This is a genomic window from Pseudomonas paraeruginosa, assembly GCF_003025345.2.
Classification (GTDB): domain Bacteria; phylum Pseudomonadota; class Gammaproteobacteria; order Pseudomonadales; family Pseudomonadaceae; genus Pseudomonas; species Pseudomonas paraeruginosa.
Window position 1 is genome coordinate 1456973 of sequence record NZ_CP020560.1, and the last position, 24354, is coordinate 1481326.

At 66.1% G+C, this 24354-nt stretch carries 23 protein-coding genes; 10 read left to right on the forward strand and 13 right to left on the reverse strand.

Annotation, left to right across the window (positions count from 1 at the left end):
* The first annotated feature begins 15 nt into the window (after window positions 1–15).
* The 3 genes from B7D75_RS07030 (at window position 16) to rpoS (ending at window position 2695) form a co-directional block, all read left to right on the forward strand.
* Window positions 16–651, forward strand: coding sequence for a protein-L-isoaspartate(D-aspartate) O-methyltransferase (locus tag B7D75_RS07030; protein ID WP_074197311.1), 636 nt, complete (start codon window positions 16–18; stop codon window positions 649–651).
* Window positions 652–696: 45 nt separating this feature from the next.
* The gene (locus tag B7D75_RS07035) at window positions 697–1590 is read left to right on the forward strand and encodes a peptidoglycan DD-metalloendopeptidase family protein (protein WP_071537287.1); all 894 of its coding nucleotides are present in this window, start codon (window positions 697–699) and stop codon (window positions 1588–1590) included.
* A gap of 100 nt (window positions 1591–1690) precedes the next feature.
* On the forward strand, window positions 1691–2695 hold the full coding sequence (rpoS, locus tag B7D75_RS07040) for an RNA polymerase sigma factor RpoS (protein WP_034080333.1): 1005 nt from the start codon (window positions 1691–1693) through the stop codon (window positions 2693–2695).
* Between the two features lie 425 nt (window positions 2696–3120).
* Here rpoS and fdxA read toward each other — a convergent pair whose 3' ends face one another.
* The 3 genes from fdxA to B7D75_RS07060 form a co-directional block, all read right to left on the reverse strand.
* Window positions 3121–3444 (reverse strand): ferredoxin FdxA, encoded by a 324-nt coding sequence (gene fdxA, locus B7D75_RS07045; protein WP_003092272.1) that lies wholly within the window; start codon window positions 3442–3444, stop codon window positions 3121–3123.
* Window positions 3445–3510: 66 nt separating this feature from the next.
* Window positions 3511–6078 carry a DNA mismatch repair protein MutS gene (gene mutS / locus B7D75_RS07050; protein ID WP_003152354.1) on the reverse strand — a complete coding sequence of 856 codons (2568 nt, stop codon included), beginning with the start codon at window positions 6076–6078 and terminating at the stop codon, window positions 3511–3513.
* A 125-nt stretch (window positions 6079–6203) separates the two neighbouring features.
* Window positions 6204–7211, reverse strand: a complete 1008-nt coding sequence (locus B7D75_RS07060) for a TolB family protein (protein WP_034080334.1) — start codon at window positions 7209–7211, stop codon at window positions 6204–6206.
* Between the two features lie 146 nt (window positions 7212–7357).
* Between B7D75_RS07060 and B7D75_RS07065 the strand changes: the two genes are divergently transcribed.
* The 3 genes from B7D75_RS07065 (at window position 7358) to recX (ending at window position 9505) form a co-directional block, all read left to right on the forward strand.
* Window positions 7358–7864, forward strand: coding sequence for a CinA family protein (locus B7D75_RS07065; RefSeq protein ID WP_003152358.1), 507 nt, complete (start codon window positions 7358–7360; stop codon window positions 7862–7864).
* Between the two features lie 133 nt (window positions 7865–7997).
* The gene (gene recA, locus B7D75_RS07070; protein WP_003092260.1) at window positions 7998–9038 is read left to right on the forward strand and encodes a recombinase RecA; all 1041 of its coding nucleotides are present in this window, start codon (window positions 7998–8000) and stop codon (window positions 9036–9038) included.
* A 5-nt stretch (window positions 9039–9043) separates the two neighbouring features.
* The gene (gene recX, locus B7D75_RS07075; RefSeq protein WP_003152362.1) at window positions 9044–9505 is read left to right on the forward strand and encodes a recombination regulator RecX; all 462 of its coding nucleotides are present in this window, start codon (window positions 9044–9046) and stop codon (window positions 9503–9505) included.
* A 21-nt stretch (window positions 9506–9526) separates the two neighbouring features.
* Here the strand turns inward: recX and B7D75_RS07080 are convergent, their stop codons facing one another.
* Window positions 9527–10597: an LOG family protein gene (locus tag B7D75_RS07080; protein WP_003152364.1), complete on the reverse strand. Its 1071-nt coding sequence runs from the start codon at window positions 10595–10597 to the stop codon at window positions 9527–9529.
* An 82-nt stretch (window positions 10598–10679) separates the two neighbouring features.
* Complete coding sequence (locus B7D75_RS07085) at window positions 10680–12083, reverse strand: MBL fold metallo-hydrolase RNA specificity domain-containing protein (RefSeq protein ID WP_043102904.1); 1404 nt, start codon at window positions 12081–12083, stop codon at window positions 10680–10682.
* Window positions 12084–12260: 177 nt separating this feature from the next.
* On the opposite strand from B7D75_RS07085, the gene B7D75_RS07090 reads away from it, so the two are divergent.
* Complete coding sequence (locus B7D75_RS07090) at window positions 12261–14666, forward strand: phosphoketolase family protein (protein WP_053813518.1); 2406 nt, start codon at window positions 12261–12263, stop codon at window positions 14664–14666.
* A gap of 73 nt (window positions 14667–14739) precedes the next feature.
* Here the strand turns inward: B7D75_RS07090 and B7D75_RS07095 are convergent, their stop codons facing one another.
* The 6 genes from B7D75_RS07095 to B7D75_RS07120 form a co-directional block, all read right to left on the reverse strand.
* A complete protein-coding gene (locus B7D75_RS07095) occupies window positions 14740–14961 on the reverse strand; it encodes a DUF3820 family protein (protein WP_003092249.1) in 222 nt (73 codons plus the stop codon).
* Between the two features lie 18 nt (window positions 14962–14979).
* The gene (locus B7D75_RS07100) at window positions 14980–15390 is read right to left on the reverse strand and encodes a quorum-sensing-regulated virulence factor family protein (RefSeq protein WP_003092248.1); all 411 of its coding nucleotides are present in this window, start codon (window positions 15388–15390) and stop codon (window positions 14980–14982) included.
* Window positions 15391–15564: 174 nt separating this feature from the next.
* Window positions 15565–16629 carry a polyamine ABC transporter substrate-binding protein gene (locus B7D75_RS07105; protein WP_034080337.1) on the reverse strand — a complete coding sequence of 355 codons (1065 nt, stop codon included), beginning with the start codon at window positions 16627–16629 and terminating at the stop codon, window positions 15565–15567.
* An 88-nt stretch (window positions 16630–16717) separates the two neighbouring features.
* A complete protein-coding gene (locus B7D75_RS07110) occupies window positions 16718–17488 on the reverse strand; it encodes an ABC transporter permease (RefSeq protein ID WP_034080339.1) in 771 nt (256 codons plus the stop codon).
* Window positions 17481–18374: an ABC transporter permease gene (locus B7D75_RS07115; RefSeq protein WP_033996777.1), complete on the reverse strand. Its 894-nt coding sequence runs from the start codon at window positions 18372–18374 to the stop codon at window positions 17481–17483. Before B7D75_RS07115 ends, B7D75_RS07110 begins: the two co-directional genes overlap by 8 nt.
* Window positions 18375–18378: 4 nt before the next feature.
* Window positions 18379–19494: an ABC transporter ATP-binding protein gene (locus B7D75_RS07120; RefSeq protein ID WP_079262159.1), complete on the reverse strand. Its 1116-nt coding sequence runs from the start codon at window positions 19492–19494 to the stop codon at window positions 18379–18381.
* A 233-nt stretch (window positions 19495–19727) separates the two neighbouring features.
* On the opposite strand from B7D75_RS07120, the gene B7D75_RS07125 reads away from it, so the two are divergent.
* Window positions 19728–20444, forward strand: a complete 717-nt coding sequence (locus B7D75_RS07125) for a tRNA-uridine aminocarboxypropyltransferase (RefSeq protein WP_058129863.1) — start codon at window positions 19728–19730, stop codon at window positions 20442–20444.
* Window positions 20445–20450: 6 nt separating this feature from the next.
* On the opposite strand, the gene B7D75_RS07130 is transcribed toward B7D75_RS07125, so the two are convergent.
* Window positions 20451–21377, reverse strand: coding sequence for a DMT family transporter (locus tag B7D75_RS07130; protein WP_074197305.1), 927 nt, complete (start codon window positions 21375–21377; stop codon window positions 20451–20453).
* A gap of 132 nt (window positions 21378–21509) precedes the next feature.
* Here B7D75_RS07130 and erdR point away from each other — a divergent pair, with 132 nt between their 5' ends.
* Together erdR and B7D75_RS07140 are read left to right on the forward strand one after the other, a co-directional pair.
* The gene (gene erdR / locus B7D75_RS07135; protein WP_003092229.1) at window positions 21510–22163 is read left to right on the forward strand and encodes a response regulator transcription factor ErdR; all 654 of its coding nucleotides are present in this window, start codon (window positions 21510–21512) and stop codon (window positions 22161–22163) included.
* A 71-nt stretch (window positions 22164–22234) separates the two neighbouring features.
* Window positions 22235–22606: a diacylglycerol kinase gene (locus B7D75_RS07140; protein ID WP_003092226.1), complete on the forward strand. Its 372-nt coding sequence runs from the start codon at window positions 22235–22237 to the stop codon at window positions 22604–22606.
* A gap of 68 nt (window positions 22607–22674) precedes the next feature.
* Here the strand turns inward: B7D75_RS07140 and B7D75_RS07145 are convergent, their stop codons facing one another.
* Window positions 22675–24285: an FMN-binding glutamate synthase family protein gene (locus B7D75_RS07145; protein WP_003150109.1), complete on the reverse strand. Its 1611-nt coding sequence runs from the start codon at window positions 24283–24285 to the stop codon at window positions 22675–22677.
* Window positions 24286–24354: the final 69 nt, after the last annotated feature.

Below are 24354 nucleotides of genomic sequence, written 5' to 3' on the forward strand. Positions count from 1 at the left end.
CGCCGCGGTATCGGCATGACCTCCCAGCGTACCCGCGAACGCCTGATCCAGCGGTTGTACGAGGAAGGCCTGTCGAATGCCCGCGTGCTCGAGGTGATCCGCCGTACGCCGCGGCATCTTTTCGTCGACGAAGCGCTCGCGCATCGCGCCTACGAAGACACCGCCCTGCCGATCGGCCACAACCAGACCATTTCCCAGCCGTTCATGGTGGCGCGGATGACCGAGTTGCTGCTGGCCGCCGGCCCGCTGGACAAGGTCATGGAGATCGGCACCGGTTCCGGCTACCAGACCGCGGTACTGGCGCAACTGGTCGAGCGGGTGTTCTCCGTCGAGCGGATCCAGGCACTGCAGGACAAGGCGAAGGAACGTCTTGCGGAGCTAAACCTGCGCAATGTTGTCTTTCGTTGGGGCGACGGCTGGGAGGGCTGGTCGGCGCTGGCTCCCTACAATGGAATCATCGTCACCGCGGCGGCTTCGGAAGTCCCGCAGTCGCTGCTGGACCAGCTCGCGCCGGGCGGCCGCCTGGTGATCCCGGTGGGTGGCGGGGAAGTCCAGCAATTGATGCTGATCGTGCGTACCGAGGACGGCTTCAGTCGGCAGGTGCTCGACTCGGTGCGTTTCGTCCCGCTGCTCAACGGCCCGATCGCCTGAGCCTGTGGCTGGTGGATGCCGGCCCAACCGACCGAACGCGAACAGATGGATAAGGGGGAAGGATTGAGGCTAGCAGCGACCCTGCGGCAATGGACTCGGGTCTACGGTGGTGGCCACCTGGTGCTTGGCGCCGTCGTCTGTTCCCTTCTCGCCGCCTGTTCGTCGTCCCCCCCCGGTGGGGTCAAGGTCGTCGACCGCAACGGCTCCGCATCCGCTGCGGCGCGCCGTGCGCCTGTCACCAGCGGGCAGTACATCGTCCGTCGCGGCGACACCCTGTATTCCATCGCCTTCCGCTTTGGCTGGGACTGGAAGGCGCTGGCCGCACGCAATGGCATCGCGCCGCCCTATACCATTCATGTCGGTCAAGCTATCCAATTTGGTGGGCGGGCGCCGAGCCAGCCGTCCGTCGCGAAAAACACGCCGGTCGTCGCTCCGCCGGTGGCGACCAGGCCGGCCCCGGTTCCACCCGCTGTTAGTACGTCGGTACCTGCCAAACCCGCGCCGGCTCCGGCCGCGACCTCCAGCCCACCCAGCAGCGGCGCGACTCCCGTCGTCGCAGGGGCTGCGGCAGGCGGTTGGGCATGGCCGGCAAGCGGTACGCTGATAGGTCGTTTTGCCTCAAACGGAAGTTTGAATAAAGGGATTGATATAGCTGGTCAATTGGGCCAGCCTGTCCTGGCTGCGTCTGGTGGGACCGTTGTATACGCCGGTAGTGGTTTGCGGGGCTACGGCGAGTTGGTCATCATCAAACACAACGAGACCTACGTGAGTGCCTACGGTCACAACCGCAGGCTGCTGGTGCGGGAAGGGCAACAGGTCAAGGTAGGGCAATCGATTGCCGAGATGGGCTCCACAGGAACCGATCGGGTGAAGCTGCACTTCGAGATTCGCCGCCAGGGTAAACCTGTCGATCCACTGCAATACTTGCCACGTCGCTGACCGGAGTTCGCCCGCCCACATGTAGGTGAGCGGGTCCGGGCGTTCCCAGCGGAAAAGGAGTCGTCCGGGCTTGAGTCGAACTCATGCAAGGGATAACGACATGGCACTCAAAAAAGAAGGGCCGGAGTTTGACCACGATGACGAAGTGCTCCTCCTGGAGCCCGGCATCATGCTGGACGAGCTGTCTGCCGACGAGCAGCCTTCTCTCCGGGCAACTCCAAAAGCCACCACCTCCTTCTCTTCCAAGCAACACAAGCACATCGACTACACGCGCGCGTTGGACGCAACGCAGCTGTATCTCAACGAAATCGGTTTCTCGCCCCTGCTGACGCCCGAAGAGGAAGTCCACTTCGCCCGTCTGGCGCAGAAGGGCGATCCCGCTGGTCGGAAGCGGATGATCGAGAGCAACCTGCGACTGGTGGTGAAGATCGCCCGGCGCTATGTCAATCGCGGACTGTCCCTGCTCGACCTGATCGAGGAAGGCAACCTCGGCCTGATCCGCGCCGTGGAGAAGTTCGATCCGGAGCGCGGATTCCGGTTCTCGACCTACGCCACCTGGTGGATCCGCCAGACCATCGAACGGGCCATCATGAACCAGACCCGGACCATCCGTTTGCCGATCCATGTGGTCAAGGAGCTGAACGTCTACCTGCGTGCGGCGCGGGAGCTGACCCACAAGCTCGACCACGAACCGTCCCCCGAGGAAATCGCCAACCTGCTGGAAAAACCGGTCGCCGAGGTCAAGCGCATGCTCGGCCTGAACGAGCGGGTCACTTCGGTAGACGTTTCCCTTGGCCCGGACTCCGACAAGACCCTGCTCGACACCCTGACCGACGATCGCCCCACCGACCCGTGCGAGTTGCTGCAGGACGACGACCTCAGCGAAAGCATCGACCAGTGGCTGTCGGAACTCACCGACAAGCAGCGTGAAGTGGTGATTCGCCGCTTCGGTCTGCGCGGGCATGAAAGCAGCACGCTGGAGGAGGTTGGCCAGGAAATCGGCCTGACCCGCGAGCGGGTCCGCCAGATCCAGGTGGAGGCACTCAAGCGCCTGCGCGAGATACTGGAGAAGAACGGCCTGTCGAGCGACGCGCTGTTCCAGTGACAGGAATCCTTGGACCCCCACAAGACCCGGCGTTCGCCGGGTTTTTTGTGTCTGCTCTTGTAAGCATTAACTTACACGGTGTGTGAGCCTAAGTAGATAAAACCCCGGGAAGATGGTGAAGAATTCTCGCGTATAAATATAACTTATTGAAAATAAAAGGTTTATTTTTCAAGGAGTGCTCGCTGACAAAGCCTCGCTGCGGTTTCTGCCAGGTTGCGGGCTCTTGGGGAATCGCTAATATCACTCCTGCGTACAGGGAACACGCAGCCCCGAAGGATCGGGGAAGGGACATCGCCAGGGAGGCGATTCATCAGGATGATGACGAGGGACTGAAGAGTGGGCGGGGGAATACCCCGCCCCTTTTTTTTACCTGCCGTTTTACCCATCGCCAAATAAAAGGCCCGCTGTTTGCGGGCCTTGGCGTATCAGCGCTCCAGGTGCTGGAGCTTGCCGGCGACGCCGTCCCATTCCTCGGCGTCGGGCAGAGCATCCTTCTTCTCGGTGATGTTCGGCCAGACTTCCGCCAGCTCGCTGTTCAGCTCGATGAACTCCTGCATGTTCTCCGGCACTTCGTCTTCGGAGAAAATCGCCTGGGCCGGACATTCGGGCTCGCACAGGGCGCAGTCGATGCACTCGTCCGGGTGGATGACCAGGAAATTGGGTCCTTCGTAGAAGCAGTCTACCGGGCAGACTTCCACGCAGTCGGTGTATTTGCACTTGATGCAGTTGTCGGTGACGACGAAGGTCATTTTCTAATTCTCTCCTCAGGCGGGCGGCTAAGCGCGCGCGATTCTAGCAGCTTGTGCGGTGGTCCGTCAGACCCGCATCTTCCATGCATATAACAGATCGAGAGCTTGCCGCGGGCTGATATCGTCGGGATTGATCCTCGACAATTCATCGATCACCGGGTGCGGCAGGCTGGCGAACAGGTCGCTCTGCATCGGCGAAGCGGGCTTGCCGCTCTGCTGGCTTGGCACCTCGTGCGGCAGGCTGGTGGTCTCCAGGCGCTTGAGGTGCTCGCGGGCGCGCTGGATCACCGGGCTCGGCACGCCGGCCAACTGGGCCACTGCCAGGCCGTAGCTCTGGCTCGCCGGACCCGGCAGGACGTGGTGGAGGAACACGATGCGCTCGTTGTGCTCGGTTGCGTTCAAGTGCACGTTGGCTACCGCCGGCTGGCTTTCCGGCAGCACGGTCAGCTCGAAGTAGTGGGTGGCGAACAGGGTGAAGGCGCGGGTCCGCGCCAGGTCCTCGGCCGCCGCCCAGGCCAGCGACAGGCCGTCGAAGGTGCTGGTGCCGCGGCCGACCTCGTCCATCAGCACTAGGCTCTTGTCGGTGGCGTTGTGCAGGATGTTGGCGGTTTCGCTCATCTCCACCATGAAGGTCGAGCGGCCGCCCGCAAGGTCGTCGGACGAGCCGATGCGGGTGAAGATGCGGTCCACCAGGGACAGCTCGCAGCGTGCGGCGGGAACGAAGCTGCCGATGTGAGCGAGTAGCACGATCAGCGCGGTTTGCCGCATATAGGTGGATTTACCGCCCATGTTCGGGCCGGTTATCACCAGCATGCGGGTGTCGGCGTCCAGCGCCAGGTCGTTGGCCACGAACGGCGTCTCCAGCACCTGCTCGACCACCGGATGGCGGCCCTGCTCGATGTGCAGGCAGGTATGTTCGACGAACCGCGGGCGATTCAGGTCGAGGTTCAGCGCGCGTTCGGCGAGATTCGCCAGCACGTCCAGCTCCGCCAGCGCCGAGGCGCTGTCCTGGAGCGGGGCGAGATGGCCGATCAGGCGTTCCAGCAGCTCTTCGTAGAGCGCTTTCTCGCGTGCCAGGGCGCGGCTCTGGGCCGACAGCGCCTTGTCCTCGAAGGCCTTCAGTTCCGGCGTGATGAAGCGCTCGGCGCCCTTCAGGGTCTGGCGGCGGATGTAGTCGGCCGGGGCCTGCTCGGCCTGTACCCGCGGCAGCTCGATGAAGTAGCCGTGGATGCGGTTGTAGCCGACCTTCAGGTTGGGCAGCCCGGTGCGGGCTTTCTCGCGGGCCTCCAGGTCCATCAGGAACTGTCCGGCGTTCTCGCTCAGTGCCTGCAGCTCGTCCAGTTCGGCGTCATAGCCGGTCTTGATCACGCCGCCATCGCGGATCACCGCCGGCGGGTTGTCGATGATCGCCTTGGCCAGCAGTTCGGCGAGTTCGGGATAGGTGCCGATGGTGGTGGCCAGCGCCTGCAGGTGCGGCGCCTCCAGTTCGGTCATGGCGTTCTGCAGGTCCGGCAACGCCGCCAGCGCGTCGCGCAGGCGCGCCAGGTCGCGAGGGCGGGCATTGCGCAGGCCGATGCGGGCGAGGATACGTTCGAGGTCGCCGATTTCCTTGAGCTGCGGTTGCAGGTTCTCGAAGCGGTAGCGTTCGAGCAGGCAGGCGATGGACTCCTGGCGGGCCTCCAGCACCGCGCGGTCACGCAGCGGACGGTTCAGCCAGCGGCTCATCAGGCGGCTGGCCATGGCGGTCTGGCAACGGTCGACCACCGATTGCAGGGTGTTCTCGCGACCACCGCTGAGGTTGATATCCAGCTCCAGGTTGCGGCGGCTGGCGCCGTCGAGGATCACCGTGTCATCGAGACGATCATGACGCAGGCTGCGCAGGTGCGGCAGGGCGGTACGCTGGGTTTCCTTGGCATAGGCGAGCAGACAGCCGGCGGCGCCGATGGCCAGGGTCAGGTTCTGGCAGCCGAAGCCTTTCAGGTCCTGTGTGCCGAATTGCTGGCAGAGGCTCTTGTGTGCCGAGTCGCGATCGAAGTCCCACGGCGCGCGGCGGCGCACGCCGCGACGCTTCTCCGCCGGCAGGCCCTGTGGCCAGTCGTCGGGAATCAGCAGCTCGGCCGGGTTGAGGCGTTCCAGTTCGGCCAGCAGGGTTTCCCAGCCTTTTATCTCCTGGACGCTGAAGCGGCCGCTGGTGATGTCCAGCACGGCGAGGCCGAACAGGCGCTCGTCGCCGAGGATCGCCGCCAGCAGGTTGTCGCGGCGTTCGTCGAGCAGTGCCTCGTCGCTCACCGTGCCGGGGGTGATGATCCGCACCACCTGGCGCTCCACCGGTCCCTTGCTGGTGGCCGGGTCGCCGATCTGCTCGCAGATCGCCACCGACTCGCCGAGCTTGACCAGCTTGGCCAGGTAGCCCTCCGCCGAATGGAAGGGAATGCCTGCCATCGGGATCGCCTTGCCGCCAGACTGGCCGCGCGCGGTCAGGGTGATGTCGAGCAGCTTGGCGGCCTTCTTCGCGTCCTCGTAGAACAGCTCGTAGAAGTCGCCCATGCGATAGAACATCAATTGGTCGGGGTGCTGATGCTTCAGTTTGAAGTACTGTTGCATCATCGGCGTGTGCTGAGAGAGGTCGGTCATACGGGCCTTCGGAAGCGGGCTTTGGACGGTGCAAAAGAGGGCAATGTTAACCCGATTCGTCGGCCTGTGTCGGGTCTGTTCGGAACCGGCGCGGACCATCAGGTCCGCGCCTGTGCGGGCCGCTTTCAGCGCGCCGCGGTATAGCTGGCACCGAGCTTCTGCCGGCCGTCGGGCAGGTTGATCTGCGCCGGGTCGAGCCGCCAGACGCGCGCCGCGGCGATGTCGCCGAGGAGCAGGCTGTAGGTCGGGTCGAACGAGGTACTGGAGAAGACCAGATAGTCCTCGTTCACCGGAGCTGCATCGGAATTGTCGCCCTGGCAATGGTTGAGCGGCAGTATCGCCGGGGTGCCGGGCGGGCTGTTGGGAACGACCATGGCCAACTGGTCGTTGCCGGCCGGCTGGGTGCGCGAGAGGAAGTAGGCGGTGTAGTCGCGTACCACCGGATAATAGTCGCGGCCCCCCGCAGCCGGGGTGGCGAGGGCGCTGACCTGGCCGTTCTCCAGGTTCCTGCGCACCACCCGCAGGCTGTCGCCGGCTCCTGTCGCGTAGACCACGTACTTGCCTGAGGGGGTGAGGAACGGCATCGATTCCTCGGTGGTCCAGCCGTCGCTGGTCACGGCTTTCCAGGCGCTCACGCCGACGCTGCCATCGCCATTGAAGACCAGGGTGGCGAGGCGGATGTCGCCTTCGTGCTTGAGCACGACCTGGCGACCGTCGAAGGAGAACTTCGGATCCTCGTTGCGGCCGCCGATGGCCGCGGTGAGGTTGCTCGGCGCCTGGGTGCCGCCGATGGTCCAGGCGAACACGTGCCAGGCGCCATTCTGGCGGCCCATGAAGGTCAGGTGACGGCCGTCCGGGGAGAAGTGCGCATTCATCGGGTCCTCGATGTTCCAGCCGGGCTGGTTGAGCTGGCGGGTGCTCTTGCTCTTGAAATCGTGCAGGTAGAGGTTCGAGGAGCCGTCCCCGTACTCCATATAGCTGTGATAGACCAGGCGTCCGCCGAGCGCGGGCAGGCTGCTGGCCGGTTGCAGGGCCAGGTTGGCGGTACAGGCCGCGTGGGCTGGAAGGTTGGCGACGGGAGAAAGGAGCAGGGCGAGGGAGAGCAGGGAAGTCTTGAACGAAGCTGTGTTCATGGGTGCCGTTCCTTGGGCGATGTAGGAGCCTGCATGTTCGCGCATCCGACGCCGCCTTGCGCTCGCGCTTGTCCGAAAGCTGCTTCTGAATGGAAAAGCCGATGGTGTAGGGTAGTCCCTTTCCGTTTCTTTTCTGGAGAGCAGCGATGACCGTCACGGACTCCGACCTGACCGCACTGGCCACCCGACTGGGCGAAAGCCTGCGCCATCTCGGCGAGCAGGTCAGCACCGCGGAATCCTGCACCGGTGGCGGGATCGCCGAGGCGATCACCCGCATGCCGGGGAGTTCGGCCTGGTTCGAGGCCGGCTACGTGACCTACTCGAACCGGCAGAAGACCCTCCAGCTGGACGTGGCGGAATCGCTGTTCGCGGCGGTCGGCGCGGTCAGCCGGGAAGTTGTCGAGGCGATGGCGCGAGGCGCCCAGCGGCACAGCGGATCGCGCTTCGCGGTGGCGGTCAGCGGGATCGCCGGGCCCGATGGCGGTTCGCCGGAAAAGCCCGTGGGCACCGTCTGGCTGGCATGGGCCGACGGCGAGCGGCTGGTCAGCGAGCGCTGCCAGTTCAACGGCGACCGCGACGCCGTGCGCCGGCAGACGGTGGCGACCGCGCTGACCGGGCTGCTGCGCATGAGCAACGGCGAAAACCCAGGCTAGCCGCGCCTGCGGGCAACCGTTCGGAACATTCTTCCCCGCGGGGGTAGGCGAGCGACTTGCCCTGTGGAATAATACTGTCTACTTATACAGTTGTTCGTGGCCGTCCGGCCGCCCTGACTTCGCGAGGACTTCAATGGACGAGAACAAGAAGCGCGCCCTGGCCGCGGCCCTGGGACAGATCGAACGCCAATTCGGCAAGGGCGCGGTCATGCGCATGGGCGACCATGAGCGCCAGGCGATCCCCGCCATCTCCACCGGTTCCCTGGGCCTGGACATCGCCCTCGGCATCGGCGGCCTGCCCAAGGGCCGGATCGTCGAGATCTACGGTCCGGAATCCTCGGGCAAGACCACCCTGACCCTCTCGGTGATCGCCGAGGCCCAGAAACAGGGCGCCACCTGTGCCTTCGTCGACGCCGAGCACGCGCTCGATCCCGACTATGCCGGCAAGCTGGGCGTCAACGTCGACGACCTGCTGGTCTCCCAGCCGGACACCGGCGAGCAGGCCCTGGAAATCACCGACATGCTGGTGCGCTCCAACGCGGTCGACGTGATCATCGTCGACTCCGTGGCCGCGCTGGTACCCAAGGCCGAGATCGAAGGCGAGATGGGCGACGCCCACGTCGGCCTGCAGGCACGCCTGATGTCCCAGGCGCTGCGCAAGATCACCGGCAACATCAAGAACGCCAACTGCCTGGTCATCTTCATCAACCAGATCCGCATGAAGATCGGCGTGATGTTCGGCAACCCGGAAACCACCACCGGCGGTAACGCGCTGAAGTTCTACGCCTCGGTCCGCCTGGACATCCGTCGTACCGGCGCGGTGAAGGAAGGCGACGAGGTGGTGGGTAGCGAAACCCGCGTCAAGGTGGTGAAGAACAAGGTTTCGCCGCCGTTCCGCCAGGCCGAGTTCCAGATCCTCTACGGCAAGGGCATCTACCGCACCGGCGAGATCATCGACCTGGGCGTGCAACTGGGCCTGGTCGAGAAGTCCGGCGCCTGGTACAGCTACCAGGGCAGCAAGATCGGCCAGGGCAAGGCGAACGCCGCCAAGTACCTGGAAGACAATCCGGAAATCGGTTCGGTGCTGGAGAAGACCATCCGCGACCAACTGCTGGCCAAGAGCGGTCCGGTGAAGGCCGACGCCGAAGAAGTGGCTGACGCCGAAGCCGATTGAGGCCAATGGCGACCGTGCTCGATACGCCCGTCGCCGTACGGCGGGCGGCCATGGATCTGCTGGCGCGCCGTGAGCACGGGCGCGCCGAGCTTTCCCGCAAGTTGCGCCAGCGTGGCGCATCCCCCGAGTTGATCGATCCCGCCCTCGACCGTCTGGCCGAGGAAGGTCTGCTCGACGAATCCCGCTATCTCGAAAGCTTCATCGCCAGTCGCGCCCGCGGCGGCCATGGGCCGTTGCGCATCCGCGAAGAACTGGCGCAACGCGGCCTGCCGCGCGCCGATATCGAAAGGGCGCTGAATGCTTGCGACATCGACTGGAGCGCGCAGTTGCGCGAGGTCTGGCGACGCAAGTTCGCCCGCCTGCCGCTGGACGCCAGGGAAAAGGCCCAGCAGGGCCGCTTCCTGGCGTACCGGGGTTACTCCATGGAGTCGATCAGCCGCCTGTTGAGCGGCCGCAGCGACGATTGAGCGCGTGCCGGAGCGGCAGCTTCAGTCCCAGTTTTCCGGCAGGTTGATGTAGTCCAGCAACTCCCGCAGACGCCCCTGGTCGCGCCCGTTGAAGACGAAGGCGAGGCGGGTCAGGTTGCGGAACTCCGGTTCGTCCTGCTCCTGCTCGCTGTAGGCCTGCTGCTGGAAGCCACCGCTCAGGCAGAGGCTGGCGAACTCCTCGTGCAGGTGCGCCAGCGCGGCATCGTTCAGCGCATGGTTGAGGCGGATCACGAAGGTGCCTTTCAGCCAGCGGCTGGAGTGGAAGTTGCGGTAGAACCGGGCGATTTCCTTCACCGCGTCTTCCGCCGAATGCACCAGGCGCATCAGGCGCATGTCGGCCGGCAGGATGTAGTGGTTCTCCAGCAGCTGTTCCTGCATGAACTCCAGGGCATGTTCCCAGTAGCGGCCGCCCGGCTGGTCGAGCAGCACGATCGGCACCAGCGGACTCTTGCCGGTCTGCACCAGGGTCAGCACTTCCAGGGCCTCGTCGAGGGTGCCGAAGCCGCCTGGGCAGAGCACCAGGGCGTCGGCTTCCTTGACGAAGAACAGCTTGCGCAGGAAGAAGAAGTGGAACGACAGCAGGTTGCCGCTGCCGTCCACCGTATGGTTGGCATGCTGCTCGAAGGGCAGGGTGATGTTGAAGCCCAGGCTGTTCTCCAGCCCGGCGCCTTCGTGGGCGGCGGCCATGATGCCGCCGCCGGCGCCGGTGATCACCATCAGGTCGTAGCGCGCCAGTTCTTCGCCCAGCTTGCGCGCCAGGGCATATACCGGATGCTCGACCGGGGTACGCGCGGAACCGAACACGGTGACTTTGCGCCGCCGCTTGAACTGCTCGAGGACGCTGAAGGCGTGTTCCATCTCGCGCAGGGTCTGCAGCATGATCTTCGCGTCCCAGCGGTTGCGGTCGGCCTGGGCCATGCGCGTCACGGTGAAGAGCATCTCGCGGTACAGCGCGAGGTTGGGGCTTTCGCCGGGAGCGGCGAGGGCGGCCAGTTCGTCGACCTTCTGTGCCAGGTCGGTGCCGCTGGTCTGGAAGTGCCGGGAAAGGTAGTCATCGGCTTCGTAGGGCATACGCATACTCCTTGTCCAACCACCTTCGGGAGGTGGTTTCCGCATACTGCCACGGACCGCGTGACAGTGGCGGAAAGGCGGTTCAGATCTCGATGCGCTCGCCTGACCTGGGAATTTCGGCATCCCAGTCGAGCCGCTGGCGGATCGCCCCCTGCAATGCCTCCATCTTTTCCCGTTCGCCATGGATCAGGTACAGCGCGGGACGGTGGGCGAAGTGGCCGACCCAGTCGAGCAACTGCGATTGCCCGGCGTGGGCGGAGAAGCCGCCGAGGGTATGGATCTGCGCCTTCACCGCGATGCGCTGGTGGAACACGCGCACGGCACTGGCGCCGTCGACGATGTTGCGGCCCAGGGTGCCGCGTGCCTGGAAGCCGGGGAAGACGATATGGCACTCCGGGCGCCAGAGGTTGTGCTTGAAGTGGTGGACGATGCGTCCGCCAGTGCACATGCCACTGCCGGCGATGATGATCGCGCCGCTCTTGATCCGGTTGATCGCCATCGACTCGTCGGCGCTGCGGGTGACGCGCAGCACCGGTAGCCATTCCTCCAGGCGGGTGGTGCCGGTGCCGCGGATGTATTCGCGGTCGCGGTCGTCGAACTCGTTGCTGTGGCGCAGGTAGATGCCGTTGGCGCGGGCGGCCATCGGGCTGTCGAGGAATACCGCCTGTTGTGGCAGGCGGCCTTCCTGGTAGAAGCGACCGAGGTAGTAGAGCAGGTCCTGGGTGCGACCGACGGCGAACGACGGGATCAGCACGTTGCCGCCGTCGCGGTGCGCCTGGTCGAGGATCGCCGCCAGCTCCTCCAGGGTTTCGTTGCTGTCGCGGTGATCGCGATCGCCGTAGGTGGACTCGAGCATCACCACGTCGGCCCGGCTCAGCGGCGAGGGCGCGCGCATCAGGGGCGAGCAGGTGTTGCCGAGGTCGCCGGAAAACACCAGGCGGCGCGGTTGCACCTGGTCGTGGAACTGCACTTCGACGATCGACGAGCCGAGGATGTGCCCGGCGTTGTGGAAGGTCACCCGCACGCCACGAGCGACCGCCACGGTACTGCCGAGACTGATCGGCCGGCGCAGCTTGAGCGCGCGTTCGGTGTCGGCCTGGGTATACAGTGGCTTGATGCTTGGCTTGCCGGTCCGGTTGCGCCAGCGGTTCTCCCACTCGGCGTCCTTTTCCTGGATGTGCGCGGAGTCCAGCAGCATGAGTTCCAGCAGTTCGCAGGTGGCTTCGGTGGCGAAGATCGGACCCTTGAAACCCTCGGCCGCCAAGCGCGGCAGCAGGCCGCTGTGGTCGAGATGGGCGTGGGAGATGACTACCGCGTCGATGCTCGCGGGATCGAAGGGGAAAGGCGCGCGATTGCCCTCGTCGGCCTCGCGGCGGCCCTGGCGCATGCCGCATTCGAGCAGGACTCTCGCCCCGTCGAGGGTTTCCAGCAGATAACAGGAACCGGTGACCTCCTGGGCGGCGCCTAGAAACGTCAGTGATGCCATCGAGCCTCCTCCGTCAGAGCTCTGTCGATACCGATACCATTCGGGATCGTGGAAAGCCATGGAACCATCGTACAAGGCCAGGGTGAACGAATCGGGGGCGGGGAGCTTGATGCAGGTCAGCGCCCTTTGCCGTGTGCTGCCTAGACTGCAAGGCACCACTAGGGAGGCCTACCCACCATGAGTCAGATTCTGCCCAGTCAGGACGAGCTGCTTGCCCATGCGGCGGCCGAGCCGGCGTTTGCCGCGTGGCTGCAAGGCCATGGTCCGCTCCAGCATAGCGCAGAGACCCGCGCCGCCGTGTTCCGCACCGCTCATCAATTGGTCCAGGCTGGGCTGCAGCCGGACCTGGCCAGCGTCTACCATCTGTTCCGCGCCCTCGACCGGCTGACCGCCAGCGCCCTGCGCATCGTCGCGCACATGACCTACGCCCGGCGCATCCGCCTGGATGGCGAGCCATTGCAGGCCGACGATTTCAAGCGGCAGCCCGAGGGGCATACCGGCGGCGCCCTGAACATGGTGCCGGCCTACGCCGGCTACCTGGCACTGAACGCCCTGACCGGCAGGACCCGCGGCTGGCTGATGGGCCAGGGCCACTGCGTGGCCGCCATCGATGCGCTCAACGTGCTTACCGGCAACCTGCATCCGGAGCAGGAGCGCGCCTATGCCGGCGGCGAGGAAGGGCTGAACCGCCTGCTGCAGGACTTCTATGGCTACGCCCAGGCGCCCAACGGCGCGCCTGCCGCGCCGCTCGGCAGCCATGTCAACCCGCATACGGCCGGCGGTATCGCCGAAGGCGGCTACCTGGGCTTCGCCGAATTGCAGTACGCGCACATGCCATTGCCCGGCGAGACCCTGGTGGCGTTCCTCTCCGATGGCGCCGCCGAGGAACAACGCGGCAGCGACTGGATCCCGCGCTGGTGGCGGGCCGAGGACTGCGGGGCGGCGCTGCCGGTGATGATCGCCAATGGCCGGCGCATCGAGCAGCGCACCGAGCTGGGCACCCACGAGGGCCTGGAGGGCTTCAAGCTGCACCTGCGCCGTTGCGGCTTCGACCCGATCAGCTTCGATGGGCGCGACCCGGCCGCCTTCGTCTGTACGCTCTGGGAAATGGAGCAGCGCCTGGAGCGGCGGGTGCAGGAGAAGAACAGCGGGATCCTCCGCTACCCCCTGCCGATTCCCTACGGTATCGCCGAGACGGTCAAGGGCTTCGGTTTCCATGGCGCCGGCAGCAACGCCGCGCACAACCTGCCGCTGCCGGGCAACCCGCGCGACGACGAGCATGCCCGGCAGTTGTTCAACCAGCATGCCCGGGAGCTGTGGGTCGAGCCGGAGGCCCTCGAACTGGCGCGCCGGCTGTTCATCGAACTGCGCGGCGAGCGTCCGCTGGAGCGGGACAACCCGTTGGCCATGCGCCACCCCATCGAGCCGATCATCCCGCCGTTGCGCTATCGCGACGACGCCTGTTCGCCGATGGCCGCGCTGGACCGTTTCTACACCGAACTGGTGGAGGCCAACCCCGACCTGCGCGCCCGCGTCGGCAATCCCGACGAACTCGCCAGCAACCGCCTCGGCGGCGTGCTCAAGGCGCTAAGGCATCGGGTCAGCGAACCGGAGAGCGAACTGGAATCGGTGAGCGGGAAGGTCATCACCGCGCTCAACGAGGAGGCGGTGGTGTCCGCCTGCCTGGCCAACCAGGGCGGGCTCAACCTGGTCGCCAGCTACGAGGCGTTCTGCGTGAAGATGCTCGGCGCGGTGCGCCAGAGCCTGATCTTCGCCCGTCAGCAGAAGGAGGTCGGGCGCCCGGCCGGCTGGCTGGGCTGGCCGCTGGTCGCTACTTCGCATACCTGGGAGAACGGCAAGAACCAGCAGTCGCACCAGGACACCACCTTCTGCGAAGCCCTGCTTGGCGAGATGAGCGACATGGTCCGGGTGCTCTTCCCGGCCGACCACAACAGCGCCCTGGCGCTGCTGCCGACGATCTACCGCAGCCGGGGGCAGCTGGCCTGCCTGGTGATTCCCAAGCGCGACCGACCGATGGTGTTCGACGCCGACCAGGCCGAGCGCCTGGCACGCGACGGCGCCATCCTGGTCGAGGAGCGCTGCGGCTCCGACCCGTTGCTGCTGATCGCCAACGGCAGCTACCAGCTCGAACAGATGCGCCGCGCGGCGCAGCGCCTGGCCGAGGCCGGGCAGGCCTACCGGCTGGTCTACCTGCAGGAGCCGGGACGCTTCCGCGCGCCGCGCGATCGCTGGGAGGTCGAGGCGGTGGCCGACGAGGCGCTGGTGGCGCGGCTGTTCCCCGATAGCCATGAGCGCCGGGTGCTGCTCACCCATATGCGTGCGGAAGTGGCGCGCGGACATCTCTGGCCGATCCTTCCGGATGCGCGGCGCACCTCGGTGCTCGGCTACCGCAACCGGGGCGGGACCCTTGACGAAGCGGGCATGCAGTTCGCCAACCGAGCCTGCTGGGGCAACGTGCTGGCGGCTTGTGCCCGGCTGATGGAGGTGCCGCGCACCGCGCTGCTGACCCCGGAGGAAGCGGCAGCGGTGGCCGGCAAGGGCGACCCGGCGTTGTTGCGTTGAGTTCGGCAGGGCGGGTGCTTGGAGAAGGCAGGGGGGCGGGGGATCGGCGGATAACGTCGGCGACGTCATTCGCCTACGGAGCGGGGGGACGAAGCGGCTTGAGCAGCCCGTCCAGCCCGTCGATCTTCAGTTCCAGGGTCAGTTGCATCAGCCGCCCGAGTTCACCGGGCGGGAAGCCCTTCTTGTAGAACCACAGCAGGTACTCCTCCGGCAGGTCGACCAGCATCCGTCCCTGGTACTTGCCGAACGGCATCGGCGTCCGGGCGATCTTCAGCAGATGCTGCTTGTCCAGCATGGCGGCCGCGCGGCGCGCTTACTTCTTGCCCTGGATGCGGCAGCTGCCGGCATCGAAGCGTTCGGTGGCGACCGGCTGGTTGGTCTTGTACTCGGTGAAGCTGTAGGTGAGGATCGCGCCACGGGCGAGCAGTTGGCGATAGCCGGTGTTGCTGCAGACGCTGTCGCCGAGCTGGCTGCGCACGCTGTCCGGGTTGGAGCGCATGCGTTCGGCGTGGCTGGCGCGCACGCTGAGGTGGTTGATCAGCTGGTTGCCTTCGACGGTGTAGCCCTGGTCGAGGATGTCTTCGTTGATGGCGCGGGGAGTGCCTACGCTGCTTTCCTTGGCCACTTTCTCCAGCATCTTGCTCAGTTCGAAATCCTTGAGCGAGGCGGCATGGGCGGCGGTGGGCAGGACGAAACAAAGGGCAAGGGCCATGAAGCGCGACATGAAGGTCTCCTGGGGCAATAAGCGGATTCGACCGACGCAGGGGCCGAATTGTTTCCGTCGGCCCTTTCCCGGGACGGACGGTGGCGAATGGGCGCCATGTTACCGCGTTCGGGGTGGGGCACGGAAACGCAAAAGGGCGACCGAGGGTCGCCCTTTCGTCGATGGCGGCGCGGATCAGCGCAGCTTGATCTCGGTCCAGAGCCTGTTCAGGGCGCGTCGCTGGCGCGAGTTCAGGTCCTTCAGCGGCTCCAGCCTGGCCTGGGTGGCGGCGTCCGGGAAGAGTGCGGCGAGCGTCCTGATCTCCGGCCTGATGAAGGGCTGGGCGGCGGCGTTGGGCGTGCCGGTGCCGATCTGGTTGGTCAGTTCGGAAGCGTTCCGACCGTCGAGCATGAAGTCGATGAAGCGGTAGGCCAGGTCGGGGTTCCTCGAGCCCTTGTGGATCACCATGCTGTCGATGGCCAGCACCGCACCCTGGCGGGGCAGGGCGAAGTCGACCTTGAAGGCTCGGCCGGCAGCTTCCGCGTCGGCCCTGGCCTGGTACATGTCGCTGGAGTAGCCATGGGCGACCCAGATGTTGCCCAGGGTCAGCTCCTTGATATAGCTCGACGAGTTGAACGCGGCCCAGTACGGCTTGGCGGCGAGGATCAGCGCCTGGGCTTCCTTCCAGTGCTGCGGATCGGTGTCGTTGGCGGAGTGGCCGAGGTACTTCAGGGCGGCGCCGAACAGTTCCTGCGGGTCGTCCATCACCGTGACCCTGCCCTTGATCTTCTCCAGGACCGCTGGGTCGAAGATCACCGACCAGTCGGCCGGGTCGATGCCCAGCTTGTCCAGTTCGGTCTTGTTGTAGCCGACCAGGGTGGTGGTGAAGGCGTAGGGCAGGGAGTAGCGGTTGCCCTTGTCGAAGTCCTTGTCCAGGTAGCCCGCGTCCTCGTTCTTCAGGTTCGCCAGGCGGTTCTTGTCCAGTTCCACCAGGTCGCCCTTGCGGGCCAGCGCCTCGACCGCGTTCTGGGTCGGGATGATCACGTCGTAGCCGCTGGCCCCGGCGGCCAGCTTGGCCATCATCTCCTCGGTGCCGGAATAGAACTCCTGCACCAGCTCGCAGCCACATTGCTGCTCGAAGCGTTTCACCGTGTCCTCGGCGATGTAGTCGTTCCAGTTGAACAGATACAGCTTCTCGGCGGCGGTGGCCTGGGCGGCTCCTGCCATGAGGGTTGCGACGAGCAACAGCTTTTTCATCATGGTTCCTTGTTACGGGGTGGCAGGGCTCCGGAAACCGGAGCAGGGCAAGGCCGCGGGCCTCTGCGCGAGGCCCGCGGGTTTCGGCGGATCAGTGGCCCTTGATGGCGCTGGGGGAGAGTTTCGAGGCGATCACGATCAGCGCCAGGGTGAGCAGCATCAGCAGGGTGGAGACGGCGTTCACTTCGGGCGTCACGGCGATCTTGATCATGGTGTAGATCTGCGTCGGCAGGGTGGCGAAGCCACCGCCGGCGGTGAAGAAGGTGATCACGAAGTCGTCGATGGACAGGGTGAAGGCCATCAGCGCGCCGGCGACCATGCCCGGCATGATCAGCGGCAGGGTCACCAGGCGGAAGCTCTGCCAGGGCGTGGCGCCGAGGTCGCGGGCCGCCTCGGTGAGGCTTTCGTCCATGCCCGACATGCGCGCCTGCACCACCAGGGCGACGAAGCCGACCGAGAAGGTGATGTGCGCGAGGGTCACCGAAAGCATGCCCAGGCTCATGTTCAGGCCGATGAAGAAGATCACCAGCGAGACCCCCATCAGGAGTTCCGGAATGGCGATCGGGGTCAGCACCAGCAGGGGCAGCACGCGTAGCTTGAAGCGATGCAGGGCGACCCCGGCGAGGGTGCCGAGCAGGGTCGCCACGCTGGCCGAGACCAGCGCGATGACCAGCGAGTTGGCGGCGGCCTGGAGCATGTCGCGGTTGCCGAGCAGCTTGCGGTACCAGTCCAGGGTGAAGCCGACCCACTCGGCGTTCAGCCGCGAGTCGTTGAAGGAATACAGCACCACGATCACCAGCGGTACATAGAGGAACAGGTACACCAGCGCGGTGGCGCTCCAGAGCAGGTAGGGCCTACGCATGGGCACCTCCCTTGCGGGCGCGCGCGGCACCCATGCCGAGGGCCACCAGCAGCAGGATGCAGCCGGTCAGGGCGATCGACAGCGCGCTGCCGAACGGCCAGTCGCGGGAGTCGAGGAACTGGCTCTTGATCAGGTTGCCGATCATGATGCCGTCGGTGCCGCCGACCAGGTCGGGGATCGCGAACATCCCCAGCACCGGGATGAACACCAGTGCCGCGCCGGCGGCCACGCCCGGCAGCGAGAGCGGGAAGGTCACCCGCCAGAAGCGCTGCCAGCGACCGGCGCCGAGGTCCTGGGCGGCGTGGAGCAGGGCCGGGTCGTGTTTCTCCAGGTTGGCGTAGAGCGGCAGGATCATGAACGGCAGGTGCACGTAGACCATGCACAGGATCACCGCGAACGGAGTGAACATCAGGCTGATCGGCTGCGCGCCGAACAGGTCCAGCGTGGCGTTGATCCCGCGGGTCAGGGCTCCGGACGGCGAGAGGATGATCATCCAGGCGTAGACGCGCACCAGCAGGTTGCTCCAGAACGGCAGGATCACCAGCAGGATCAGCAGGTTGCGCCACTTCGCCGGGGCCCGGGCGAGGGTGGTCGCCACCGGGTAGGCGAGCAGCAGGCAGGCCAGGGTGGTGACCAGGGCGTAGCCGAAGGACTTGCCGAACAGTTGCAGGTACACCCAGCTCTCGGTGAGCCGGGTGTAGTTCTCCACGCTGAGGTCGTAGACGGTCCGCCCGTCCTCGCGGTACATCCAGGGCGCCAGGCCGCCGTAGTCGCCGGGAAAGCGGAACGAGGCGAACAGCATGATCAGCGCCGGGACCAGGAAGAAGAACAGCAGATACGCTTGCGGTGGCCAGACCAGCAGCCACTTGCCGAGGTTCTTTCTCATCGTGTCAGGCCCTGACCAGGTGGCCGGCATCGAAGCGCCAGGCGGCTTCCACCGCGTCGCCCACCTCGAAGAACCTGGCCCGGCCAGGGGTGGCGTTGGGCAGCAGGGTTTCCAGGCGCTCGCCGTTCTCCAGCTCGACGATGTACAGGGTCACGTCGCCCAGGTAGAGCAGTTCGGCGACGCGGCCGCGGAAATGCACCTCGTCGCTGTCGGCGGTGACGCTCTGCGCCAGGCGGATCTTCTCCGGCCGCAGGGTCAGCACGCAGGGCTCGCCGGGCTGGGCGTCGAAGGACTTCAGCGCCTGGACCTCGCCCAGGCCCCGGAGGTCGATGCGCACGCGCTCGCCGTCGACCGCCTTGACTGTGGCGTCGAGCAGGTTGCACTGGCCGATGAAGTCGGCGACGAAACGACTGCGTGGGAAGCTGTAGATGGTTTCCGGGGCGTCCAGCTGTTCCACCCGGCCCTGGTTCATCACCGCGATGCGGTGCGACAGCGCCAGGGCCTCGCCCTGGTCATGGGTGACATAGACGAAGGTGATGCCGACCTCCTTCTGCAGGTTGATCAGCTCGATCTGCATTTCTTCGCGCAGCTTGGCGTCCAGTGCCGACAGCGGTTCGTCGAGCAGCAGCAGGCGCGGCCGGTTGATCAGCGCGCGGGCGATCGCCACGCGCTGGCGCTGGCCGCCGGAAAGCTGGGTCGGCATGCGCCCGCCCTTGTCCGCCAGGCGTACATCCTTCAACGCCTGCTCGACGCGGGCGTCGATCTCGCTCCTGGCCACGCCGGCCATCTTCAGCGGGAAGGCGATGTTCTGCGCCACGCTCATGTGCGGGAACAGCGCATAGCTCTGGAACACCGTATGCACCGGGCGCCTCTCCGGCTCGACGGCGGCGAGGTCCTGGCCGTCCAGGCGGATCTCGCCGCTGTCCGGCTGGTCGAAGCCGGCGAGCATGCGCAGGAGGGTGGTCTTGCCGCAGCCGGAGGGGCCGAGGAGGGTGAAGAATTCGCCGGTGTTGATCGTCAGGCTGACATTGTCGACGGCGGTGAAGTCGCCGAAGCGGCGGGTCACGTTGCGGATCTCGAGCAAGGGGGCGTCACTGGTCTGGAGAAGCGGTAAGGTCAGCGGGCGGGGCCGGCTGCCCGGTGTCGAAAAGGGGGCGGATTATAGGGATCGCATACCGCTCTAACTAGACGTGGAAGGCCCCTGCAAAGAATTTTTTTCCGGGGGCGCGAAAGTTGTCCGACAAAGCAGGAACCACGCGGGCTCTGGTAGAATTTCGCAATCGCTTTCCAGCCCCGTTTCCCCGAGTCTTCGATGTTCCTTCGCCCGTCCTGCCCGCATCGGGAGTCCGTCCGATGAGCCATGCCGTTTCCCGCCTGCGCCAGGAGCGCCTGGCGCGCAGCCTGAAACCCTTCGTCGCGCGCGGTTCGCGGATGCCGCGCTGCGAACGCTGCCGACTGCTGCCGAGCTACTGCATGTGTGCCTGGCGGCCGCGGGTCGAGGCGCGCGCCGGCATGTGCCTGATCATGCACGACATCGAGGCGCTGAAGCCGACCAACACCGGCTGGCTGATCGCCGATAGCGTGGCCGACACCTTCGCCTTCGGCTGGTCGCGCACCGAGGTCGATCCGCGCCTGCTGGCGCTGCTGGACGACCCGCAGTGGCAGCCGTACCTGGTGTTCCCCGGCGAATACTCGGCGGCGGAGCGGGTGGTGAACGCGGTCGGCCCGCCGGCGGAAGGCAAGCGGCCGCTGTTCATCCTGCTCGACGCGACCTGGACCGAGGCGCGCAAGATGTTCCGCAAGAGCCCTTACCTGGAGCGTTTCCCGGTGCTCAGCCTGCTGCCCGAGCAACTCTCGCGCTACCGCCTGCGCCGCTCGACCCGCGGCGAGCACCTGTGCACCGCCGAGGTGGCGGCGCTGTGCCTGGAACTGGCCGGCGACGTGGCGGCGGGCGAGGCGCTGGGTGCCTACCTGGAGGTGTTCAGCGAACGCTACCTGGGCGCCAAGCGGCACATTCCGCTGGACGAGGACAGCCCGGCGCACCGTGCCCTGGCGCCGTTCCGCGGCTGAGCGCGATCAGGCCGGGCGCGCTTCGGCGGCGAGCCCGCGTGGCCACAACTGCGCCACCAGCATGCCCGCCAGCATCAGGGCGCAGCCGAAATAGCCGCGCAGGTGCAGGGTCTCGCTGAGGAACAGGGCACCGGCGATGGCGGCGAACACCGCTTCGAGGGACAGGATGATTGCCGCGTGGGAGGCGATGGCGTGTTTCTGCGCCACTACCTGCAGGGTGAAGCCGGTACCGACGCCGAGCAGGCCGCCGTACAGCAGGGCGGGACCGGCCTGGACGATGGCGTCCCAGTGGATTTCCTCGAAGACCAGCGCCAGCAGCAGGCTCACCACCGCGCAGGTGGCGAACTGCAGGAAGGCCAGGCGGATCGGGTCGTAGCGGCTGGCGAACAGGCCCACCAGCAGCACATGGGCGCCCCAGACCAGCGCGCCGGTGAGTTGCAGCCAGTCGCCGGAGGCGACCTGGAAGCCGGGGCCGATGCTCAGCAGGGCCATGCCGACCACCGCCAGCGACGCGCCCAGCCAGGTGCCCAGGCCGGCGCGCTGGCCGAACAGCAGGCCGAGCAACGGCACGACGATCACATAGAGGCCGGTGATGAAGCCGGAGTTGGTCACGCTGGTGAACAGCAGGCCGACCTGCTGCAGGTTGATCCCGGTGGTCAGGGCGACGCCGAGGATGATCCCGGCGAGCAACTGCCCGCGATTGAAGGGTTGCGCGCCTTCGCGTCGCGAGCGCAGCATCAGCAGTGGCACCAGCACCAGGGCACCGAGGACGAAGCGCAGGCCGGTATAGAGGAACGGTCCGATGGCATCCATCCCCAGGCGCTGGGCGACGAACGACACCCCCCAGATCATGGCGGTGATCAGCATCAGGATATCGGCACGCAGGGCTTGGCTTCGCATGGCTCGCTCGACGGGGCGGAGAGGGTTCGCCACTCTGCCAGCAAGCCGGGGTGTTTGAAAAGACGAACGCGGCGTACGAGGTTTCCCTCATTCGGCTTGACCGGTCCGCCCTCGGTCGGCATCCTGAGCGCCGCCTCGGCTGGGCCGAATAACCTAGGACATGTCATGGCTTCTTACGAGATCCTGATCGCCGACGATCACCCCCTGTTCCGCAGCGCTTTGCACCAGGCCCTCACCCTGGGCCTGGGCCCCGACGTACGCCTGGTGGAAGCCGCCAGCATCGCCGAACTGGAAGCGCGCCTGAACGAGAAGGCCGATTGGGATCTGGTCCTGCTGGACCTCAACATGCCGGGGGCCTACGGCTTCTCCGGCCTGGTGCTGCTGCGCGGACAATACCCGCAGGTGCCGGTGGTGATGATCTCCGCCCAGGAGGAGGCCGCCGTGGTGCAGCGCTCCCGCGAGTTCGGCGCCAGCGGCTTCATTCCCAAGTCCAGTCCGCTGGAAACCCTGCAGCAGGCGGTGCGCGCGGTGCTCGACGGGGACACCTGGTGGCCGCCGCAGGACGCCGCCGCCGAAGCCCTCAGCGAGGAGGCCAAGGCCGCCAGCGCCGGACTCGCCAGCCTCACCCCGCAACAGTTCCGGGTCCTGACCATGGTCTGCGAAGGGTTGCTGAACAAGCAGATCGCCTACGACCTGAACGTTTCCGAGGCGACGGTAAAGGCCCACGTCACGGCGATCTTCCGCAAGCTCAACGTGCGTACCCGGACCCAGGCGGCGCTGCTGTTGCAACAAATGGAGACGGTTCCGGCTTCTCATTGAGAAACGGCTTAACGCTTTTTTGACCAGCCGGTGGCTAGACTGCCGGCCTTCCGAATCGATGAGACCCCGACGTGTCGCCTTCTCCCTTCAAAGGCCAGACCGGCCTCAAGCGTATCCTCAACGCCACCGGCTACTCCCTCGCCGGCTTCCTCGCCGCCTTCCGCGGCGAAGCGGCCTTCCGTCAACTGGTGCTGCTCAACGTGGTGCTGATCCCGGTGGCCTTCCTGCTCGACGTCAGCCGCGGCGAGCGCGCCCTGATGATCGCGGTGTGCCTGCTGGCTCTGATCGTCGAATTGCTCAACTCGGCGATCGAGGCCACCGTGGACCGTGTCTCGCTGGAACGCCACCCGCTGTCGAAGAACGCCAAGGACATGGGCAGCGCCGCGCAGTTCGTGGCCCTGACCGTGATCACCGTGACCTGGGCGACCATCCTGCTGGGCTGATCTTCGCGGACATGAAAAAGCCGGAGGCATCGCTGCCTCCGGCTTTTTTTTGCGTGCGGGGCGGCGGTTCAGGCCGCCGCGTCGAAGCTGTCGGCTCGCGCCATGTTCCACATGCGCTCGTAGAACTCGCCTTCGATCTTGCCGGAGAGCAGTTCGCCGGGCTTGAGGAAGTAGTGCAACTGCGAGAACAGGCGGATCTCGGTATCGGTGATGCGGCGCACCAGGTGCTTGGCTTCGAGCTGCGAGGGGTGCTCCAGGCCCGCCGCGGCGAGCATCTCGGCCAGGCCCTTGAGGGTGTTGCGGTGGAAGTTGCGCACCCGCTCGGCCTTGTCCGGCACCACCAGCGCGCGTTGGCGCAACGGGTCCTGGGTGGCGACGCCGGTCGGGCACTTGTTGGTATGGCAGCTCTGCGACTGGATGCAGCCGATGGCGAACATGAAGCCGCGCGCCGAGTTGGCCCAATCCGCGCCGGTGGCCAGCACGCTGGCGATGTCGAAGGCGCTGACGATCTTGCCGCTGGCGCCGACCTTGATCTTGTCGCGCAGGTTGAGGCCGACCAGGGTGTTGTGGACGAACAGCAGGCCCTCGCGCAGCGGCACGCCGATATGGTCGGTGAACTCCAGCGGCGCCGCGCCGGTGCCGCCTTCCTTGCCGTCGACGACGATGAAGTCGGGGAGGATGCCGGTCTCCAGCATGGCCTTGGCGATGCCCATGAACTCCCATGGATGGCCCAGGCAAAACTTGAAGCCGACCGGCTTGCCGCCGGACAGCTCGCGCAACTGGGCGATGAACTGCATCAGCTCGATAGGCGTGGAGAAGGCGCTGTGGCGCGACGGCGAAACGCAGTCCTCGCCCATTGGCACGCCACGGGTGGCGGCGATCTCGGGAGTGACCTTGTGCTTGGGCAGGATACCGCCGTGGCCCGGCTTGGCGCCCTGGCTGAGCTTGATCTCGATCATCTTCACCTGCGGGTCGAGGGCCTGCGCGGCGAAGCGTTCAGGGTCGAACTTGCCGTCGCGGGTGCGGCAGCCGAAGTAGCCGCTGCCCAGTTCCCAGACCAGATCGCCGCCGTTCTCGCGGTGATAGGGGCTGATGCTGCCCTCGCCGGTGTCGTGGTAGAAGTTGCCCATCTGCGCGCCACGGTTCAGCGAACGGATGGCGTTGGCGCTGAGGGCGCCGAAACTCATCGCCGAGACGTTGAACAGCGAGGCGGAGTAAGGCTTGCTGCATTGCGGACCGCCGATGTCGACGCGGAACTCGCAGGGATCGCTGAGCGGCGCCGGGCGCATCGAGTGGCTGATGAACTCGTAGCCGGCGGTGTACACGTCGATCAGTGTGCCGAAGGGTTTTTCCGAGCTTTCGTTCTTCGCCCGCGAGTAGACCAGCGAGCGCTGGGCGCGGGAGAAGGGCAGGGCGTCGCCATCGGCCTCCAGCAGGTACTGGCGGATCTCCGGGCGGATGCCTTCGACCAGATAGCGGATGTTGCCCAGGATCGGATAGTTGCGGCGCACCGCATGGGGCGTCTGCATCAGGTCGAACAGGCCGAGCAGGCTCAGCGCCACGCCCAGCAGGGTGAATGGCCAGAGCCACTCGAAGCTGCCGAGGAACGGCAGGCTGAGCAGGGTGAGCAGGACGATACAGGCGAAAAACGCATAGCGACTGAGTAGCGACAGATTCATCACGTCTCCGATCTTCAGGCTTCGGTTCAAATGGGTAGTCACCTTCTTCGAGGCGTCTACGACGGGTCC

Bases quoted from the DNA above. Each gene is read 5' to 3' on its own strand.
- B7D75_RS07110 (WP_034080339.1), bottom strand. From the start codon at position 17,488: ATGCGTAGGCCCTACCTGCTCTGGAGCGCCACCGCGCTGGTGTACCTG.
- recX (WP_003152362.1), top strand. From the start codon at position 9,044: ATGGCGACCGTGCTCGATACGCCCGTCGCCGTACGGCGGGCGGCCATG.
- B7D75_RS07085 (WP_043102904.1), bottom strand. From the start codon at position 12,083: ATGGCATCACTGACGTTTCTAGGCGCCGCCCAGGAGGTCACCGGTTCC.
- B7D75_RS07090 (WP_053813518.1), top strand. From the start codon at position 12,261: ATGAGTCAGATTCTGCCCAGTCAGGACGAGCTGCTTGCCCATGCGGCG.
- B7D75_RS07105 (WP_034080337.1), bottom strand. From the start codon at position 16,629: ATGATGAAAAAGCTGTTGCTCGTCGCAACCCTCATGGCAGGAGCCGCC.
- B7D75_RS07080 (WP_003152364.1), bottom strand. From the start codon at position 10,597: ATGCCCTACGAAGCCGATGACTACCTTTCCCGGCACTTCCAGACCAGC.
- B7D75_RS07095 (WP_003092249.1), bottom strand. From the start codon at position 14,961: ATGCTGGACAAGCAGCATCTGCTGAAGATCGCCCGGACGCCGATGCCG.
- B7D75_RS07030 (WP_074197311.1), top strand. From the start codon at position 16: ATGACCTCCCAGCGTACCCGCGAACGCCTGATCCAGCGGTTGTACGAG.
- B7D75_RS07060 (WP_034080334.1), bottom strand. From the start codon at position 7,211: ATGAACACAGCTTCGTTCAAGACTTCCCTGCTCTCCCTCGCCCTGCTC.
- erdR (WP_003092229.1), top strand. From the start codon at position 21,510: ATGGCTTCTTACGAGATCCTGATCGCCGACGATCACCCCCTGTTCCGC.
- B7D75_RS07065 (WP_003152358.1), top strand. From the start codon at position 7,358: ATGACCGTCACGGACTCCGACCTGACCGCACTGGCCACCCGACTGGGC.
- B7D75_RS07035 (WP_071537287.1), top strand. From the start codon at position 697: ATGGATAAGGGGGAAGGATTGAGGCTAGCAGCGACCCTGCGGCAATGG.
- B7D75_RS07145 (WP_003150109.1), bottom strand. From the start codon at position 24,285: ATGAATCTGTCGCTACTCAGTCGCTATGCGTTTTTCGCCTGTATCGTC.
- B7D75_RS07125 (WP_058129863.1), top strand. From the start codon at position 19,728: ATGAGCCATGCCGTTTCCCGCCTGCGCCAGGAGCGCCTGGCGCGCAGC.
- rpoS (WP_034080333.1), top strand. From the start codon at position 1,691: ATGGCACTCAAAAAAGAAGGGCCGGAGTTTGACCACGATGACGAAGTG.
- mutS (WP_003152354.1), bottom strand. From the start codon at position 6,078: ATGACCGACCTCTCTCAGCACACGCCGATGATGCAACAGTACTTCAAA.
- B7D75_RS07100 (WP_003092248.1), bottom strand. From the start codon at position 15,390: ATGTCGCGCTTCATGGCCCTTGCCCTTTGTTTCGTCCTGCCCACCGCC.
- B7D75_RS07115 (WP_033996777.1), bottom strand. From the start codon at position 18,374: ATGAGAAAGAACCTCGGCAAGTGGCTGCTGGTCTGGCCACCGCAAGCG.
- fdxA (WP_003092272.1), bottom strand. From the start codon at position 3,444: ATGACCTTCGTCGTCACCGACAACTGCATCAAGTGCAAATACACCGAC.
- recA (WP_003092260.1), top strand. From the start codon at position 7,998: ATGGACGAGAACAAGAAGCGCGCCCTGGCCGCGGCCCTGGGACAGATC.